A 17,328-nucleotide genomic window follows, 5' to 3' on the forward strand; every position below is an offset into this window, starting at 1 on the left:
GTTGGGGAGCCAGATGGGCTCCCCGGGAGTGAGAGATTACGCGTCCGGATACTCGCGGATAAAGCGCTCAACGTCTTCAACCATGTGGTTGTTGCCGACGAAGAAGGAACGACGCTGGTGGAGGCTTTCCGGCACGATGTCCAGAATACGCTCTTTACCGTCGCTCGCCTTGCCGCCCGCCTGTTCGGCCAGGAACGCCATTGGGTTGCACTCGTACAGCAGGCGCAGCTTTCCGTCAGGGTGGCTGGCGGTACTTGGGTAGAGGTAGATACCGCCTTTCAGCAGGTTACGGTGGAAATCCGCGACCAGCGAGCCAATATAGCGGGAGGTGTACGGGCGCTGAGTCGCTTTATCTTCTTCCTGACAGAATTTGATGTACTTCTTCACGCCGTTCGGGAATCGGATGTAGTTGCCTTCGTTGATGGAGTAGGTGTTGCCCTTCTCCGGGAAGCGCATACGCTCCTGGCTCAGACAGAAGACGCCCAGCGATGGATCGTAGGTAAAGGCGTGAACGCCACACCCGGTGGTGTACACCAGCATGGTGGAGGAGCCATAGACGACGTAACCGGCAGCCACCTGATTACTGCCCGGCTGCAGGAAATCTTCCTCGGTCACCGGCGTACCAACAGGCGTGACGCGGCGGTAGATGGAGAAAATGGTACCGACAGAAACGTTAACGTCGATGTTGGAGGAACCGTCGAGCGGATCCATCAGTACAACGTATTTCGCGTGTTCACACCCTTCGAAAACAACAATTTCATCTTCTTCTTCGGAGGCGATACCCGCAACGATGTCGCGCGCGCGCAGTGCAGCTTTCAGTTTTTCATTTGCGAACAGATCGAGTTTCTGTTGAACCTCGCCCTGAACGTTCTCGGCACCGCTGGCACCCAGGATATCGACCAGACCGGCCTTGTTGATATCACGATGGATGATCTTAGCGCCCAGCTTTATTGCCGACAGCAAAGCAGTGAGTTCACCCGTAGCATGAGAGAACTCGTGCTGCTTTTCGACAATAAATTCACCTAACGTTTTCATAACACTTTCCCTGCATCTTTGTGAGTAGAGCGATTGTATGTTCACTAAAACGACTAAAGCCCAACAATCTTAACAAATATTCAAATAGTAGCGCAGAGGTGAATCGCGCCAGCAACATACGGATTTACCTGAAATGCGTTTCACAGCCGCTAACATGTGAGTAAAATGTGCGCCACATTGAAGAAGGATAGTGACGTATGCGCATTCATATATTGGGGATTTGTGGCACTTTCATGGGCGGGCTGGCAATGCTGGCGCGCTCGCTGGGCCATGAAGTGACAGGTTCGGACGCCAATGTGTATCCGCCGATGAGCACGCTTCTGGAGAAGCAGGGTATCTCTCTGATTCAGGGCTACGATGCCAGCCAGCTGGATCCCGAGCCGGATCTGGTCATTATTGGCAATGCCATGACCCGCGGCAATCCGTGCGTTGAAGCGGTGCTGGAGCGCAATATTCCATTCATGTCCGGCCCGCAATGGCTGCATGATTTCGTCCTGCGTGACCGCTGGGTGGTTGCCGTTGCGGGTACCCACGGCAAAACCACCACCGCCGGCATGGCGACCTGGATCCTCGAAGCCTGTGGCTACAAGCCGGGCTTTGTGATCGGCGGCGTGCCGGGTAACTTCGACGTTTCTGCGCGTCTGGGCGATAGCCCATTCTTTGTCATTGAAGCGGACGAATACGACTGCGCGTTCTTCGACAAACGCTCCAAGTTTGTCCATTACTGCCCGCGCACGCTGATCCTCAACAACCTTGAGTTCGATCACGCGGATATTTTTGACGACCTGAAAGCGATTCAGAAGCAGTTCCACCACCTGGTGCGCATCGTGCCGGGGCAGGGCCGTATCATCCTGCCGGAGAATGACATTAACCTGAAGCAGACTCTGGCGATGGGCTGCTGGAGCGAGCAGGAGCTGGTGGGCGAGCAGGGTCACTGGCAGGCGAAGAAACTCAACGCGGATGCCTCCGAGTGGGAAGTGTTGCTCGACGGCGAAAAAGTGGGTGAGGTGAAGTGGGGCCTGGTGGGCGAACACAACATGCACAACGGCCTGATGGCGATTGCAGCTGCGCGTCATGTCGGCGTTCTGCCTGCGGATGCCGCCAATGCGCTGGGCACGTTTATCAATGCCCGCCGCCGTCTGGAACTGCGCGGTGAAGCGAATGGCGTGACGGTGTATGACGATTTCGCGCACCACCCAACGGCTATTCTGGCGACGCTTGCCGCGTTGCGCGGCAAGGTCGGCGGCACCGCACGCATTCTGGCCGTGCTGGAACCGCGCTCGAACACCATGAAAATGGGCATCTGCAAAGACGATCTGGCCCCGTCGTTAGGCCGTGCCGATGAAGTCTTCCTCCTGCAGCCGCAGCATATTCCGTGGCAGGTGGCGGAAGTGGCCGATGCGTGCATTCAGCCTGCCCACTGGAGTGCGGATGTGGATGCGCTCGCGGATATGGTGGTCAAAGCCGCACAGCCTGGTGACCATATTCTGGTGATGAGCAACGGCGGGTTTGGTGGGATCCATCAGAAGCTGCTGGACGGTTTGGCGAAAAAGGCCGAGGCCGCAGAGTAAAAAAAAGCCCGGTGGCGCTAGCGCTTACCGGGCCTGGATTTTGCACGACCTTGTAGGCCGGATAAGGCGTTTACGCCGCCATCCGGCGCAAAACCGCACCGATTACCCTTCGTTCTCAGACAGCTCGCGCAGATACTGGAAAATCAGACGCGCAGACTTCGGCGGTTTATTCCCTTCTTTCTCTTTCTTCGCGTTGCGGATCAAAGAGCGCAGCTGCTGACGGTCGGCATTCGGCCACAGGTTCAGCACTTCCGGTACTGCATCATCACCCTGTTCAATCAGACGATCGCGGATCTGCTCCAGCTTATGGAACAGCGCAACCTGCTGGTTGTGGCGGTTTTTCAGTTTATCCAGCGCCTGGCGGATCGGATCTACGTCGCGCTGACGCAGCATTTTCCCGATAAGCTGAAGCTGGCGACGACGGCCTTCTTTTTTGATTTTCTGTGCCAGTTCAATGGCATCACGCAGATCCTGGTCGAGCGGGATTTTGTCCAGCGCGTTTTTACCCAGTTCTACCATTTCTGCGCCAAGCTGTTTTAACTCTTCGGCGTCGCGTTTAATTTCACTTTTACTGACCCAGATGATCTCATCATCTTCGTCTTCGATGTCATCACCGGGAACGTCGTCGAGCCAGTCTTCGGGCTGCTTAGTCATGTCAGGCTCCTTAAAAAAAGAGGCTAATGTTACCAGTTAAGACGCGCACTGAAAAACGGTTCTCTGTTAGACTTCATTTAACTCTCTCTTACAGTATGGCATTTGCGATGAAAGTAACCTCACAAGTTGAAGCGCAGCGTAAGATTCTGGAAGAAGCCGTCTCCACCGCGCTGATGCTTGCTTCAGAAAAATCAGATGGCGCCGAAGTGGCGGTCAGCAAAACCACCGGTATCAGCGTGAGCACCCGCTATGGCGAAGTGGAGAACGTAGAATTCAATAGCGATGGCGCGCTTGGGATCACGGTGTATCACCAGAATCGCAAAGGCAGCGCGTCGTCTACCGATCTCAGCCCGGATGCCATTGCCCGCACGGTGCAGGCGGCGCTGGATATCGCCCGATACACCTCGCCGGATCCTTACGCCGGCGTGGCCGATAAAGAGCTGCTGGCCTTTGACGCGCCGGATCTTGATCTCTTCCACCCGGCAGAAGTCACCCCGGATGAAGCCATCGAGCTGGCCGCGCGTGCCGAGCAGGCTTCCCTGCAGGCCGACAAGCGCATCACCAATACCGAAGGCGGCAGCTTCAACAGCCACTACGGCATCAAAGTTTTCGGCAACAGCCACGGCATGCTGCAGGGCTACTGCTCCACCCGTCACTCGCTCTCCAGCTGCGTCATCGCCGAAGAGAACGGTGACATGGAGCGTGACTACGCTTACACCATTGGCCGCGCGCTGGGGGATTTGCAATCGCCGGAGTGGGTGGGCAAAGAGTGTGCCGAACGCACGCTGTCTCGCCTGTCGCCGCGTAAACTCTCTACCATGAAAGCCCCGGTGATTTTTGCCAATGAAGTGGCAACCGGTCTGTTTGGTCATCTGGTGGGCGCTATCGCCGGTGGCTCCGTTTACCGTAAATCCACCTTCCTGCTCGACTCGCTGGGCAAGCAGATCCTGCCGGAATGGCTGACCATTGAAGAACACCCGCATCTGCTGAAAGGGCTGGCCTCTACGCCGTTCGACAGCGAAGGGGTGCGCACGGAACGCCGCGATATCGTTAAGGACGGCATTCTGACCCAGTGGCTGCTGACCAACTACTCCGCGCGCAAGCTGGGGCTGAAAAGTACTGGCCACGCGGGCGGTATCCATAACTGGCGTATTGCCGGGCAGGGCCTGAACTTTGAGCAGATGCTGAAAGAGATGGGCACCGGTCTGGTGGTAACCGAACTGATGGGCCAGGGCGTCAGCGGCATCACCGGAGACTATTCTCGCGGGGCGGCGGGCTTCTGGGTCGAAAACGGTGAAATTCAGTATCCGGTGAGCGAAATCACCATCGCCGGCAACCTGAAGGACATGTGGCGCAACATCGTTACGGTCGGTAACGATATTGAAACACGTAGCAATATACAGTGTGGTTCTGTACTGCTGCCCGAGATGAAAATTGCGGGTCAATAAAGATAGCGTTTTGTTAATAATAAAAAAGGAAGTGAGCAATGCGTAAACATCTGTTAGCGATCGTCGCGGCTTCAACGCTGGTTCTTGGCTCTTCTGCGTTTGCTGCCGATCTTGAAGAAGACATGGGCATCCTCGGGCAAAACCTGAAGGTGGTGCAAAAGACGGACAATGCGGCGGAAATGAAAGACGCCCTGACCAAAATGCGTGAAGCGGCGCTGGACGCCCAAAAAGCGACACCGCCGAAGCTGGAAAGCAAAGCGGCAGACAGCGCAGAGATGAAAGACTATCGCCACGGCTTTGACGTGCTGGTCGGCCAGATTGACGGCGCGCTGAAGCTGGCCAACGAAGGCAAAGTCAAAGAAGCTCAGGCGGCGGCCGAGCAGTTCGTGACGACCCGCAACACGTATCACAAGAAATACCGTTAACCGATCGCGCATCGGACCAACACCCAACGGGAGCCAGTGGCTCCCGTTTTTTTTGCGTGGTGATAAGTAAACCCTATCGCCATCACATTTTTGCATTACCACGCCTGAACGTTTTCGTTGCCTCTGCCCGCCTTTGACCGCTGGAATCAGTGATATTCATCACGTAAATGCATTGATTTGACCGCATTCACCGTATTTATGTGGCACAGATCACTGCCGCGGCTTGCCTTTCCACTTCGAAGTGGAAAACAACTCGCTACAAACCCTTCCTCCCCACCGTTAGTTTTATTCCAGAGCCATTAACGGGGTAAGACGAGTGATTAACGGAGCGGTAATGAACGACGTTGGGGAACAGGCGGTGCAAACAGAACAGCTCGCGAACACCATGCTACAGCAGGTCTATGCCCTGCTGGCCCGGCACAACATCATCCCCAACGCAGTACAGGAGCAGATGCTCACCTCCCACGTTCGCGCCATGGCGCACCGGTCCGTGACCGGCGAGCCGCTGCCGGAGGTTGAAGCAGAGCTGTTTGACGAAATTTCACCGGATTCAATGCGGCTTGCCCGTGAAGTGGTGGCGCAGTTTGGCAACCTTCCTGATGAAGAGGCCTGGCTGCTCTCCGTTCACTTTGAAGTCGCGAAAGACAACCTTTAAGGAGCAACACATGGAACAGATTACAGTCGTGATTGGCGATCGCCTGGGTAAAGGTCAGAAAGTGGCGGCCGGGGTGGAAAAAGCAGGTGGACGCGCGGTGGTTGTGCCGGGCATGGCAGCGGATATGAAGCTCGGCGACGTAATGAAAGCGGAAAACGCCACCTTCGGCATCTCCTTCTGCGGCAGCGGCGGCGCGGGCGCGATTACCGCGCAAACCAAGTATGGCTACAAAGCCAAATACGGCATGCGTTCGGTGGATGAAGGCGTCACCGCCATCAACGAAGGCTGCAACGTGCTGGGCTTTGGCTTTATGGACAAAGAAGAGCTGGGCGAGCGTCTGGTGCAGGCGTGGCAGAAGAAACACGGCGCATAAGCATGAAAGAACAGTTCACAACCACGGTGAGAGTGAAGGGGAAGGGCGACGCCAAAGCGCGCGCCTTTGCCGACGCGCTCAACCACGTTCAGGCCGCGGTGATGAAAGCCTCACCGCATATCTTACTGCGTATTGAGCCACAGGATGTGCAGGTCGTTCAGGCGCAAGAAGCGGTGCGTAAAGAAGCGTTTCTGTTCTTCTTTTTGCGCCGGGAAAGACGCACCTACAGCGTGGAGCTGGATGTGACCGTCAACGTGACCGCCATCAATCTCGATCGGGTGGACTTCGTCACGCAACGCTGATTATTCATAAAAGGGCAGACTGATGTTCTTAATTATATTAATAAAATCGCTCATCATCGGCGGCCTGGTAGGCGTCGGTGTCGGGGCCGGGGCTGCACGCATGTTTCATGCGCCTACCACTCAGGGTATGGGCGCGTTTCGTACGTTGGGGGAACTGAACTCCTGCGAAGGGGATCCCGCTTCTCACTTCTCCTTTGGGTTAGGTTTCTTCTTTAACGCCTGGGCCTCTTCCGTGGCCGCGGGTGCTTTCACACAGGACGTTGACCACCGCATCATCCCGAACTGGGGCGCGGCGGCACTGATGATCAAAAACCGTAACGTCGGCGAAACGCTGCACGATCCGCGCAAAATGGCGATTGCCTGTGGCGTGATCGGCATGATCGTCGTGACTTTCCTTAACCTGACGGCCTCCTCCGTACCGGCTGCGCTTCAGGTCACCGCCGTGAAGGTGCTGGTGCCCGCTGCGAACCTGCTGGTCAACACCGTGATGCCGGTGATCTTCTGGCTGGCGGCCATCGACGCCGGTAAAAAATCGGGCTTCTGGGCCACCATCTTTGGCGGCGCGGCACAGCTGATCATGGGTAACGCCGTACCGGGCCTGGTGCTGGGGATCCTGATCGGTAAAGGCGTTGAAGAGAGCGGCTGGAACCACGTCACCAAAGTGATGATGGCGGCGATCGTTCTGCTCTTTGTGCTGAGCGGCTTCTTCCGCGGCTTCGACATGAAGATGATCGAATCCTTCCATCTGACCGTGCCGAACTGGCTCGACATGATCCACAACTCGCTCAGCGGTAAATAACAGGAGCCTCGACATGGAACAGAATAAAGGTTTTTGGTATGCCGACTGGTCGTTCCCGATCTTCGTTGGCCTGCTCTCCTCCGGCGTGTTCGCCGGGACGCACATGTACTACCTCTACGGCATCGGCGCGTTTAACGAAGTGGCCTTCGTGGCGATGCTGAAAGCCGGGATTGATACCGGGGTCTACGGTGCGGTGGCGGCATTCGGCGCAAGCTTCCTGTTCGCCCGCATCATTGAAGGCTCACTGGTGGGTATTCTCGACATCGGCGGTGCGATTCAGACCGGCGTCGGGCTCGGCGTGCCGGCGCTGCTGTTGGGGGCGGGGATCATGTTCCCGGTGACCAACTTTATTGCCTCGCTGATTACCGGCCTGGTGATTGGCCTGGCGATTGGCTACGTCATCATCCTGGCGCGTAAGTTCACCATCAACCAGAGCAACTCCACCTACGGGGCTGACGTGATGATGGGCGCGGGTAACGCCTCAGGCCGCTTCCTCGGGCCGTTGATTATCCTCAGCGCCATGACCGCCTCTATTCCTATCGGCGTCGGTTCGCTGGTGGGCGCGCTGCTGTTCTACATCTGGCAGAAGCCGATCACCGGTGGCGCCATCCTCGGTGCAATGATTTTGGGCTGGCTGTTCCCGGTCGCCCTTTAATACCCGCGGGCGCTCAGGCGCCCGCCTTATCAGGAGAACCCCATGTTTGATTTACTCCTGCGCCGCGCGCGCCTCGCCGACGATACCCTGACCGATATCGCCATTCAGGACGGGAAAATCGCTGCGCTGGGCGAGATTGACGCTCCCGCCCGTAAAACGGTTGAGCTGAACGGTAATGTGTTCGTCAGCGCAGGCTGGATTGACTCTCACGTCCACTGCTATCCGAACTCGCCGATTTATCACGACGAGCCGGACAGCGTAGGCATTGCCACGGGCGTCACCACCGTGGTGGATGCCGGCAGTACCGGGGCAGATGACGTGGATGATTTCTATGAAATTACCCGCAAAGCCGCCACCGAGGTGTTTGCCCTGCTGAACATCTCCCGCGTCGGGCTGATTGCCCAGAACGAACTGGCCAATATGGCGAATATTGATGCCGATGCCGTGAAGCAGGCAGTAAAACGCCACCCTGATTTTATCGTCGGCCTGAAAGCGCGCATGAGCAGCAGCGTGGTCGGTGAAAACGGCATTACGCCGCTGGAGCGCGCGAAAGCCATCCAGAGCGAGAACGGCGATCTGCCGCTGATGGTGCACATCGGCAACAACCCGCCGAACCTCGACGAAATCGCCGAACTGCTCAGTTCCGGCGACATCATCACCCACTGCTACAACGGCAAACCCAACCGTATTTTGACGCCCTCCGGCGAGCTGCGCGCCTCCATCACCTCCGCCCTGAAGCGCGGCGTGCGTCTGGACGTGGGGCACGGTACGGCGAGCTTCAGCTTTGAGGTGGCGAAACGCGCCATCGCGATGGGCATTTTGCCGCACACCATCAGCTCGGATATCTACTGCCGTAACCGGATTAACGGCCCGGTCGGGTCGCTTGCAAGCGTGATGTCGAAGTTTCTCGCCATCGGCATGTCTTTGCCGCAGGTCATTGACTGCGTCACCGCCAACGCCGCGGATGGCCTGCGCCTGACGCGTAAAGGCCGCATCCAGCCCGGCCTTGACGCCGACCTGACGCTGTTCACGATTAAACGCCAGCCAACGGTGCTGACGGATGCCGAAAACGACAGCCTGCAGGCTGAACATATTCTGGTGCCGCTTGCAGCGATCCGCGCGGGCAAGGGCTACATGACCGAACAAGGGAGCACGGAACATGCCTTCGATTTATGAGAAGTACCACTTAAAGCAAGTTATCAACACCTCGGGCCGCATGACGGCGCTGGGCGTTTCCACGCCGCGCCCGGAAGTGGTGCAGGCGGCAATGGACGGCATGAATCACTATTTTGAGATGAAGGGCCTGGTCAACAAAACCGGGGAATACATCGCGAAGCTTCTTGATGTGGAGGGCGCGACGGTGGTCTCCTGCGCGTCGGCGGGCATTGCCCAGTCCGTAGCGGCAGTGCTGGTCAAAGACAGCGACTGGCTGCTGGAAAACCTGCACGTCACCCCGATTGCGAACAACGAGATTGTCCTGCCGAAAGGCCACAACGTTAACTTTGGCGCGCCGGTGGGCACCATGGTCGCGCTGGGCGGCGGAAAACTGGTCGAAGCGGGCTATGCCAACGAATGTTCCGCCGATCAGCTGGCGGCGGCGATCACCCCGCGCACGGCGGCGATCCTCTATATCAAATCTCACCACTGCGTGCAGAAAAGCATGCTCAGCGTCGAGCAGGCGGCAGTAGTCGCACGTAAACACGATCTGCCGCTGATCGTCGATGCCGCAGCGGAAGAAGATCTGCATGTTTACTACCGTTCCGGCGCGGACCTGGTGATCTACAGCGGTGCGAAGGCGATCGAAGGGCCAACCAGCGGGCTGGTGATCGGCAAAACCCAGTACGTTGAGTGGGTGAAACGCCAGACGGCAGGTATTGGCCGCGCGATGAAGGTGGGTAAAGAGGGCATTCTCGGCCTGACCTGCGCCATCGAACACTACCTCACGGCGACCAAAGAGAGCGGTGCCGAGATGGTGGCGAAGATGATGCCGTTTATCGACGCGCTTAACACCCTGAACGGCGTCACCGCGCGCGTAGTCTGGGATAGCGCCGGGCGCGATATTGCCCGCACCGAGATTAAATTTGACGAAGCCACCACCGGCGTGGGCACCGGTGACCTGGTGAATAAGCTCAAGCAGGGTGAATACGCCATCTATTTCCGTGGCTACAAGGCCAACGAAGGGATTATCGAAGCGGACGTGCGCAGCGTAAATGCTGACCAGCTGAACATCGTGTACCGCCGCATTAGCGAAGTGTTAGGACAGGAGAAAAAGGCATGAAACTGACCCCCAATTTTTACCGTGACCGCGTCTGCCTGAACGTGCTGGCAGGTTCGAAGGCCAATGCCAGCGCCATTTACGAGGCGGCGGAAGGCCATGTGCTGGTGGGCGTGCTCTCCAAAAATTACCCGGACGTGGCAAGCGCGGTGGCGGATATGCGCGAGTACGCGGCGCTGATTGATAACGCGCTTTCCGTGGGACTGGGCGCGGGCGACCCGAACCAGTCGGCGATGGTCAGTGAAATCTCCCGTCAGGTACAGCCGCAGCACGTCAACCAGGTCTTTACCGGCGTGGCGACCAGCCGCGCGCTGCTGGGGCAGAACGACTCTGTGGTGAACGGTCTGGTCTCACCGACCGGCACCGTCGGTATGGTGAAAATTTCCACCGGTCCGCTGAGCAGCACGGCACCGGACGGTATTGTCCCGGTGGAAACCGCGATTGCCCTGCTGAAAGATTTTGGCGGCAGCTCGATCAAATACTTCCCGATGGGCGGCCTTAAGTGCCGTGACGAATACCAGGCGGTAGCGGAAGCCTGCGCCCGTCACGACTTCTGGCTGGAACCGACCGGCGGGATCGATCTGGAAAACTTTGAGGCGATCCTGCAGATCGCCCTCGACGCGGGCGTGAGCAAGATCATCCCGCATATCTATAGCTCGATTATCGACAAGGCCAGCGGTGATACGCGTCCGGAAGATGTGCGTACGCTGCTTGAGATGACGAAGAAACTGGTTAAGTCATAACACCCAAAGGAGCCACCATGCACACCCGTAACCTGCTTGTTGCTTCACTCTCTTTGCTTGCTACCGCCGCCGTCGCGCAAACCCAGTATGCCTGGGTCGGCACCTACAACCCCAACGGCGAAGGGCTGTACCGTTTTATCGTTGACGCGCAAACCGGCGCGCTAGGCAACAAAACGCTGGTGAGCAAACTGCCGAACGCCGCGCAGTTGGCCGTCTCACACGACGGCAAAACGCTCTATCTGGCAAGCGAAGTGGAGCAGGGCGTGGTGCAGGCGCTGCGGGTGGAAGATAACGGCGAGCTGAGCGAGTTGAATCAGGTGGCCTCCGGCGGCGCGGGGCCGGTTTATCTTTCGCTGACGCCGAATGGCCAGCACCTGCTGGTGGCCAACTACGTCAGCGGATCGATTGCCGTTTTGCCGGTCAAAGCAGACGGCAGCCTGGGAGATGCCACGGATAAACATCAGGATCAAGGCGAACCGGGTGCAGCAAAACCAGAAGCCGCTGTAGAGGGCAGTTTTGCTATCAGCGATCACAACGGTCCTCATGCGCACATGATCGCCGCCGATCCGAGCGGGAAGTACGTATTTTCGACCGATCTGGGGTTAGATCGCATCTATCAGTACCGTTTTGACGATCGAAGCGGAAAGCTGACCCCCAACTATCCGCCGTTTATCAGCGCCTCCTCGAAAGGGGCCGGACCTCGCCATTTCGTCTTTACGCCGAAAGGGGATGCCCTGTGGCTGATTAACGAAGAGGCCTCAACGCTCACCCATTATACCGTGAATGCCAACGGCACCTTGAAAGCGGGTAAAACACTCTCTGCCCTGCCAAAAGGGTACAAAGGCACCAGTTTTGCTGCCGGGCTGGCGTTAAGCGCCGACGGTAAACAGCTGTATGTGGCTAACCGTTTGCATAACAGCATCGGGCACTTTACCGTAACAGCAGAAGGCACGCTGAGGCATCAGGATGACGTGTGGACGCGTGGCGACTACCCGCGCACCCTGACGCTCGATAAACAAGGACGCTGGCTGTACGTTATGAACCAGCGCAGCGATAACATTACCCGTTTTCGCGTGGCGCAGGATGGGAAGTTGAGCTTCGAGCCAGATTATACGCCGGTCGGCAGCCCATCCCAGATGGTCATTTCACCCTAAGCCGTAAGAGGACAACGACGTGCGATTTCCGAACCAACGTTTAGCGCAACTTTTCGATCTGTTGCAAAACGAGACGCTGCCGCAGGACGAGCTGGCGCAGCGGCTGTCGGTCTCCACGCGAACCGTCCGTGCTGACATCACCGCCCTGAACGCGCTGCTGGCGAGCCACGGGGCGCAGTTTATTCTGAGCCGTGGAAATGGCTATCAGCTTAAAATTGACGACGCCGCGCGTTATCAGCAGCTCCAGGCCTCCCATCCGCGCGCGCTGCGTATTCCCCGTACGGGCGCGGAGCGCGTGCATTATCTGGTGGTGCGTTTTCTGACGTCGGCGTTTTCGCTTAAGCTGGAGGACCTTGCGGACGAGTGGTTTGTCAGCCGCGCCACGCTGCAAAGCGACATGGCGGAAGTGCGCGAGTGTTTTCATCGCTATAACCTGACGCTGGAAACCCGTCCACGCCATGGGATGAAGCTGTTTGGCAGCGAAATGTCGGTTCGCGCCTGCCTGACCGATCTGCTCTGGGAGCTGGCGCAGCAGGACAGCCTGAACCCGCTGGTGACGGACGTCGCGCTCAATGCGGGCGTGGCGGAAAAGATGGTACCAGTGCTGCACGACGCGCTGACGCGTCACCACATTCGCCTGACGGACGAAGGGGAGTTGTTCCTGCGCCTGTACTGCGCGGTATCAGTGCGACGCATCAGCGAAGGCTATCCGCTGTCGGAATTCCATGCGGAGGATGTGGAGGAGAACGTGCGGGAAGCGGCGAAAGATATTGCCGTGGCCATTCAGGAACTGGCGGGCAAAGCGCTTGCACCCTCGGAGGAGAACTGGCTCTGCGTGCACATCGCTGCGCGGCAGATCCAGGAGATCGCCCCAAGCGCCATTAACGCCGATGACGAAGAGGCGCTGGTGAACTATATCCTGCGCTACATCAACACCCACTATAACTACAACCTGCTCAGCGACGCGCAGCTGCACGCGGATCTGCTCACGCACATCAAGACGATGATCACCCGCGTGCGGTATCAAATCATGATCCCCAATCCGCTGCTGGATAACATCAAGCAGCACTACCCGATGGCCTGGGACATGACCCTGGCGGCGGTATCGAACTGGGGCAAATACACGCCGTATGCGATCAGCGAAAACGAAATTGGTTTCCTGGTGCTGCACATTGGCGTCGGGCTGGAGCGTCACTACAACATTGGCTACCAGCGCCAGCCGCGCGTGCTGCTGGTCTGTGACGCCGGTAATGCGATGGTGCGTATGATTGAGGCGGTACTCCAGCGTAAATACCCGCAGATTGAGGTCACGCGCACGCTCACGCTGCGCGAGTACGAGCAGGTGGAATCGCTCAGCGAGGACTTTGTTATCGCCACCGCGCGCGTCAGTGAAAAAGCAAAACCGGTAGTGATGATCGCACCGTTTCCGACTGATTATCAGCTGGAGCAGATTGGCAAGCTGGTGCTGGTAGACCGCACCCGCCCGTGGATGCTGGATAAATACTTCGACGCCGCCCATTTCCGCATCATCGACGCGCCGATTGACCAGCAAACGCTGTTCCGCGAGCTGTGCGAACAGCTTGAAGGGGAGGGGTTTGTGGGGACGGCGTTTCTGGAGTCGGTGGTTGAACGTGAAGCCATCGTCAGCACCATGCTCGGTGACGGCATTGCGCTTCCGCACTCCCTCGGTCTGCTGGCTCAGAAAACCGTGGTCTACACCGTACTCGCCCCGCAGGGGATTGCGTGGGGTGACGAAACCGCGCACGTGATTTTCCTGCTCGCCATCAGCAAAAGCGAGTATGAAGAGGCGATGGCGATCTACGATATCTTTGTCACCTTCCTGCGCGAGCGCGCCATGGCGCGGCTCTGTAGCTGCGGCGATTTTGCCGAGTTTAAAACGGTGGCGATGGAGAGTTTGAGTCGGTTTTGAGAGGCGTTATCCAGAATTCGATGTAATGCGAATGTAATGCTAAACTGCATTACACATTCACTTCTACTGGGGGCATAATGGCCACGCTGAACGTCCGTCTGGATGACAAACTCAAAAATGAGGCTTATGCCGTGCTGGAAAAACTCAATATCACGCCAACGGAAGCTGTGCGTTTACTGTTTCAGTATGTCGCGGAAACGGGACGCATGCCGGTGAAAACGGTCACCATTAGCGACAGTGAAGATGAACTGATACAGACAGTCCGGGAGCGACTGGCTAATCCGCAAAAGGGAATCAAGGTCAGTCTGGATGACTTATGAACTGGTATTTGACCCGAGGGCGTTAAAGGAGTGGAGCAAGCTGGGCGATACCGTAATCAGCCGTTTATCATGACGCAAACAAACGGCTTTAGCGATTAACGCAAATGATGCACAACCTGGTTACTGCTGCCGCGCCAGATCAGCGCGGGGTCTTTTAAATCCTGAACGAACTTGCCGTCGACCAGCACGTTAATCAACTCCACCACTTCCATCTGAGCAGCATTCAGTTCATCCAGCCTGTAACCCGTCCAGACCCAGATATCCTTTCCTGCGCACTCGCGGCGAATGCGTTTTATCAGTTTCAGGATCTCCGGCACGTTTTGCGGGTGAAGAGGATCGCCGCCAGAGAGCGAAATTCCCTGTCGTTTGATGCGCGTATCGTTGAGATCGTTAATGATCCGGTCTGCCATTTCCGCGGTAAACGGCATACCGGAATTTAAGCGCCAGGTGCTTTTGTTATAGCAACCCGGGCACTCGTGGACGCAGCCTGACACGAACAGGGTGCAGCGGGTGCCGGGTCCGTTGACGATATCGACAGGGTAGTATTGATGGTAATTCATAGCGTTAACCTGATGCCCTCACCCCGGCCCTCTCCCACAGGGAGAGGGAGAAAACCGGAGCCGGGCTCAACAATATGCTCGATCGGTTCCCTCTCCCTTGAGGGAGAGGGGTAGGGTGAGGGGGAGAACCCAGCGCAGAACTTACCCGATCTGCCCATTCCCCAGATGCTTCACGCGGCGTTTCACCTCTTCCTGCTTACCGGCGTTAAACGGACGCGCATCCGGGCTACCGAGATAGCCGCACACGCGGCGGGTTACCGACACGCGTGCCGCGTCGTGGTTACCGCATTTCGGGCAGGTAAAGCCTTTGCTGGTACACTCGAACTCGCCGGTAAAGCCGCACTCGTAGCATTCGTCGATGGGCGTGTTGGTGCCGTAATACGGCACATGCTGATAGCTGTAATCCCACACGTCTTCCAGCGCCTTCAGGTTGTGCTGAATGTTCGGGTACTCGCCGTAGCAGATGAAGCCGCCGTTGGCGATCGGCGGATACGCCGCTTCAAAGTCGATCTTGTCGTACGGGTTTACCTTCTTCTCCACGTCGAGGTGGAAGCTGTTGGTGTAGTAACCTTTATCGGTCACGCCTTCCACGATGCCGAACTCGGCGGTGTCCAGACGGCAGAAGCGGTCGCACAGGTTCTCGCTTGGGGTACTGTACAGGCTGAAACCGTAGCCGGTTTCCTCTTTCCACTGGTCCACGGCATCGCGCAGGCGCTGAACAATCGCCACGCCTTTTTCACGCAGCGCGTCGCTGTCATACATATGCGTGCCGCCAGACAGGGCATTGATGGTTTCATGGATGCCGATATAGCCCAGCGAAATCGACGCGCGGCCGTTTTTGAAGATCTCAGACACGTCATCGTCCGCTTTCAGGCGCACGCCGCAGGCCCCTTCCATATAGAGGATAGGCGCCACGCGGGCTTTGACCCCTTCAAGGCGAGCGATACGGGTCATCAGCGCCTTGCGCGCCAGCTGCAGGCGTTCATCCAGCAGTGTCCAGAATTCAGCTTCATTGCCTTTGGCCTCCAGCGCGATGCGCGGCAGGTTCAGGCTGATGACGCCGAGGTTGTTACGCCCGTCGTGGATCTGCTCGCCGTTTTCATCTTCGTATACGCCGAGGAAGCTGCGGCAACCCATTGGCGTTTTAAATGAACCGGTTACTTTTACGACCTGATCGTAGTTCAGAATATCCGGGTACATGCGCTTGCTCGCGCACTCCAGCGCCAGCTGTTTGATGTCGTAATTCGGATCGCCAACTTTGTGGTTCAGCCCGTCGCGGATGGCGAATACCAGTTTCGGGAACACCGCCGTTTTGCGGTTCTTACCGAGGCCGGAGATACGGTTGCGCAGGATGGACTGCTGGATCAGACGCGATTCCCAGCTGGTGCCCAGGCCAAAACCGAAGGTCACAAACGGCGTCTGGCCGTTGGCGGTATGCAGGGTATTCACCTCATACTCCAGCGACTGGAACGCGTCATAGCACTCTTTCTCGGTGCGCGAGTGCGCATAGCCGTCGGCGTCCGGGATCTGCCACTCTTCGGCCGTTTTGCGGTGCTTGTTGAAGCTTGCGGTCACAAACGGGGCCAGCACTTCGTCAATGCGGTTAATGGTGGTGCCGCCGTAAATGTGGCTGGCGACCTGGGCGATAATCTGTGCCGTGACCGCAGTGGCGGTGGAGATGGATTTTGGCGGTTCAATCTCGGCGTTACCCATTTTAAACCCGTGGGTCAGCATGCCTTTCAGGTCGATCAGCATACAGTTGAACATCGGGAAGAACGGTGAATAGTCGAGATCGTGATAGTGGATCTCACCGCGCTCGTGCGCTGAGACCACATCGCGCGGCAGCAGGTGCTGACGGGCATAGTGTTTGGCGACGATACCGGCCAGCAGATCGCGCTGGGTGGGGATCACTTTACTGTCTTTGTTGGCGTTTTCATTGAGCAGGGCAGAGTTGGTCTGCTCTACCAGGCCACGGATCTCCTGGTTCAGGCGGCCGCGCTTTTCACGCTGCACGTCACGATCGTGGCGGTACTCAATGTAGGCGCGGGCCAGCTGCTTGTAGGGGCCCGCCATCAGCTGATTTTCAACCGCGGTCTGGATCTCGTTGATATCAACCTGGCTGCGTTCATTCATCTGGCTGCTAACGACTTCTGCGACGGTGGCGCAGTAATCTGCGTCATCGACTCCCGCTGCTTTAGCTGCACGCAGAATGGCTTCCTGGATGCGCTCTGATTTAAACGGCACTTTACAGCCATCACGTTTCATCACATGCGGTGTCATGATCACTCCATTTTTAAAAACAGTTTATCCACAGAGGTGGAGAAGTATTCACCGGGCGCATTCCCCGCCAGGCCAAAGACTTCCCGCGTTCCCGGCTCGTGTTATCCACAATTCCGGCCAGCGTAAGCGCCGTCTTGTTGTTGGAATAG

Annotated in this window: 18 protein-coding genes and 1 pseudogene; 15 read left to right on the top strand and 4 right to left on the bottom strand. The window is 57.4% G+C overall.

The features are described from left to right. Window positions 1-36: 36 nt before the first annotated feature. Entirely contained in the window at window positions 37-1,035 is a 999-nt protein-coding gene (gene fbp / locus AAER43_RS02220; RefSeq protein WP_014882277.1) for a class 1 fructose-bisphosphatase, read from the bottom strand. A 197-nt stretch (window positions 1,036-1,232) separates the two neighbouring features. On the opposite strand from fbp, the gene mpl reads away from it, so the two are divergent. Continuing rightward, a complete protein-coding gene (gene mpl, locus AAER43_RS02225; protein WP_014882278.1) occupies window positions 1,233-2,606 on the top strand; it encodes a UDP-N-acetylmuramate:L-alanyl-gamma-D-glutamyl-meso-diaminopimelate ligase in 1,374 nt (457 codons plus the stop codon). 102 nt (window positions 2,607-2,708) lie between these two features. Here mpl and yjgA read toward each other — a convergent pair whose 3' ends face one another. After that, window positions 2,709-3,260, bottom strand: a complete 552-nt coding sequence (gene yjgA, locus AAER43_RS02230; RefSeq protein ID WP_014882279.1) for a ribosome biogenesis factor YjgA — start codon at window positions 3,258-3,260, stop codon at window positions 2,709-2,711. 95 nt (window positions 3,261-3,355) lie between these two features. On the opposite strand from yjgA, the gene pmbA reads away from it, so the two are divergent. The 14 genes and pseudogenes from pmbA to AAER43_RS02300 form a co-directional block, all read left to right on the top strand. Then, a complete protein-coding gene (pmbA, locus tag AAER43_RS02235; protein WP_023336694.1) occupies window positions 3,356-4,708 on the top strand; it encodes a metalloprotease PmbA in 1,353 nt (450 codons plus the stop codon). A gap of 38 nt (window positions 4,709-4,746) precedes the next feature. Next, complete coding sequence (gene cybC / locus AAER43_RS02240; RefSeq protein ID WP_014882281.1) at window positions 4,747-5,133, top strand: cytochrome b562; 387 nt, start codon at window positions 4,747-4,749, stop codon at window positions 5,131-5,133. A 316-nt stretch (window positions 5,134-5,449) separates the two neighbouring features. Beyond that, entirely contained in the window at window positions 5,450-5,788 is a 339-nt protein-coding gene (locus tag AAER43_RS02245; protein ID WP_086527803.1) for a glycine dehydrogenase, read from the top strand. A 10-nt stretch (window positions 5,789-5,798) separates the two neighbouring features. Further along, window positions 5,799-6,161, top strand: coding sequence for an SFCGS family glycine-rich protein (locus tag AAER43_RS02250; protein WP_006179053.1), 363 nt, complete (start codon window positions 5,799-5,801; stop codon window positions 6,159-6,161). Window positions 6,162-6,163: 2 nt separating this feature from the next. Further along, entirely contained in the window at window positions 6,164-6,463 is a 300-nt protein-coding gene (locus AAER43_RS02255) for a DUF4312 family protein (RefSeq protein WP_008501409.1), read from the top strand. 22 nt (window positions 6,464-6,485) lie between these two features. Then, on the top strand, window positions 6,486-7,262 hold the full coding sequence (locus AAER43_RS02260) for a DUF4311 domain-containing protein (protein WP_008501408.1): 777 nt from the start codon (window positions 6,486-6,488) through the stop codon (window positions 7,260-7,262). Window positions 7,263-7,275: 13 nt separating this feature from the next. After that, a complete protein-coding gene (locus tag AAER43_RS02265) occupies window positions 7,276-7,917 on the top strand; it encodes a DUF4310 family protein (protein WP_003856081.1) in 642 nt (213 codons plus the stop codon). A 42-nt stretch (window positions 7,918-7,959) separates the two neighbouring features. Then, a complete protein-coding gene (locus AAER43_RS02270) occupies window positions 7,960-9,093 on the top strand; it encodes an amidohydrolase/deacetylase family metallohydrolase (RefSeq protein WP_050862216.1) in 1,134 nt (377 codons plus the stop codon). Beyond that, the gene (locus tag AAER43_RS02275) at window positions 9,077-10,195 is read left to right on the top strand and encodes a DgaE family pyridoxal phosphate-dependent ammonia lyase (protein ID WP_050862215.1); all 1,119 of its coding nucleotides are present in this window, start codon (window positions 9,077-9,079) and stop codon (window positions 10,193-10,195) included. Before AAER43_RS02270 ends, AAER43_RS02275 begins: the two co-directional genes overlap by 17 nt. Next, window positions 10,192-10,935, top strand: coding sequence for a KDGP aldolase family protein (locus AAER43_RS02280; protein ID WP_023331886.1), 744 nt, complete (start codon window positions 10,192-10,194; stop codon window positions 10,933-10,935). The genes AAER43_RS02275 and AAER43_RS02280 overlap by 4 nt, the downstream gene beginning before the upstream one ends. Window positions 10,936-10,952: 17 nt before the next feature. Further along, window positions 10,953-12,089: a lactonase family protein gene (locus tag AAER43_RS02285; protein WP_050862214.1), complete on the top strand. Its 1,137-nt coding sequence runs from the start codon at window positions 10,953-10,955 to the stop codon at window positions 12,087-12,089. Between the two features lie 19 nt (window positions 12,090-12,108). Further along, the gene (locus tag AAER43_RS02290) at window positions 12,109-14,019 is read left to right on the top strand and encodes a PRD domain-containing protein (protein WP_014882290.1); all 1,911 of its coding nucleotides are present in this window, start codon (window positions 12,109-12,111) and stop codon (window positions 14,017-14,019) included. Between the two features lie 77 nt (window positions 14,020-14,096). Next, entirely contained in the window at window positions 14,097-14,339 is a 243-nt protein-coding gene (locus tag AAER43_RS02295) for a type II toxin-antitoxin system RelB/DinJ family antitoxin (protein ID WP_023331889.1), read from the top strand. After that, window positions 14,299-14,406 (top strand): annotated as a pseudogene (locus AAER43_RS02300) (hypothetical protein); the annotation flags it as partial. The gene AAER43_RS02295 and the pseudogene AAER43_RS02300, both read left to right, overlap by 41 nt. A 28-nt stretch (window positions 14,407-14,434) precedes the next feature. Here AAER43_RS02300 and nrdG read toward each other — a convergent pair. After that, the gene (nrdG, locus tag AAER43_RS02305; RefSeq protein WP_023331890.1) at window positions 14,435-14,899 is read right to left on the bottom strand and encodes an anaerobic ribonucleoside-triphosphate reductase-activating protein; all 465 of its coding nucleotides are present in this window, start codon (window positions 14,897-14,899) and stop codon (window positions 14,435-14,437) included. Between the two features lie 141 nt (window positions 14,900-15,040). Next, window positions 15,041-17,179: an anaerobic ribonucleoside-triphosphate reductase gene (gene nrdD, locus AAER43_RS02310; protein ID WP_014882293.1), complete on the bottom strand. Its 2,139-nt coding sequence runs from the start codon at window positions 17,177-17,179 to the stop codon at window positions 15,041-15,043. Between the last annotated feature and the right edge of the window lie 149 nt (window positions 17,180-17,328).

This window comes from Enterobacter sp. FUJ80071 (genome assembly GCF_038739915.1).
GTDB lineage: Bacteria > Pseudomonadota > Gammaproteobacteria > Enterobacterales > Enterobacteriaceae > Enterobacter > Enterobacter kobei.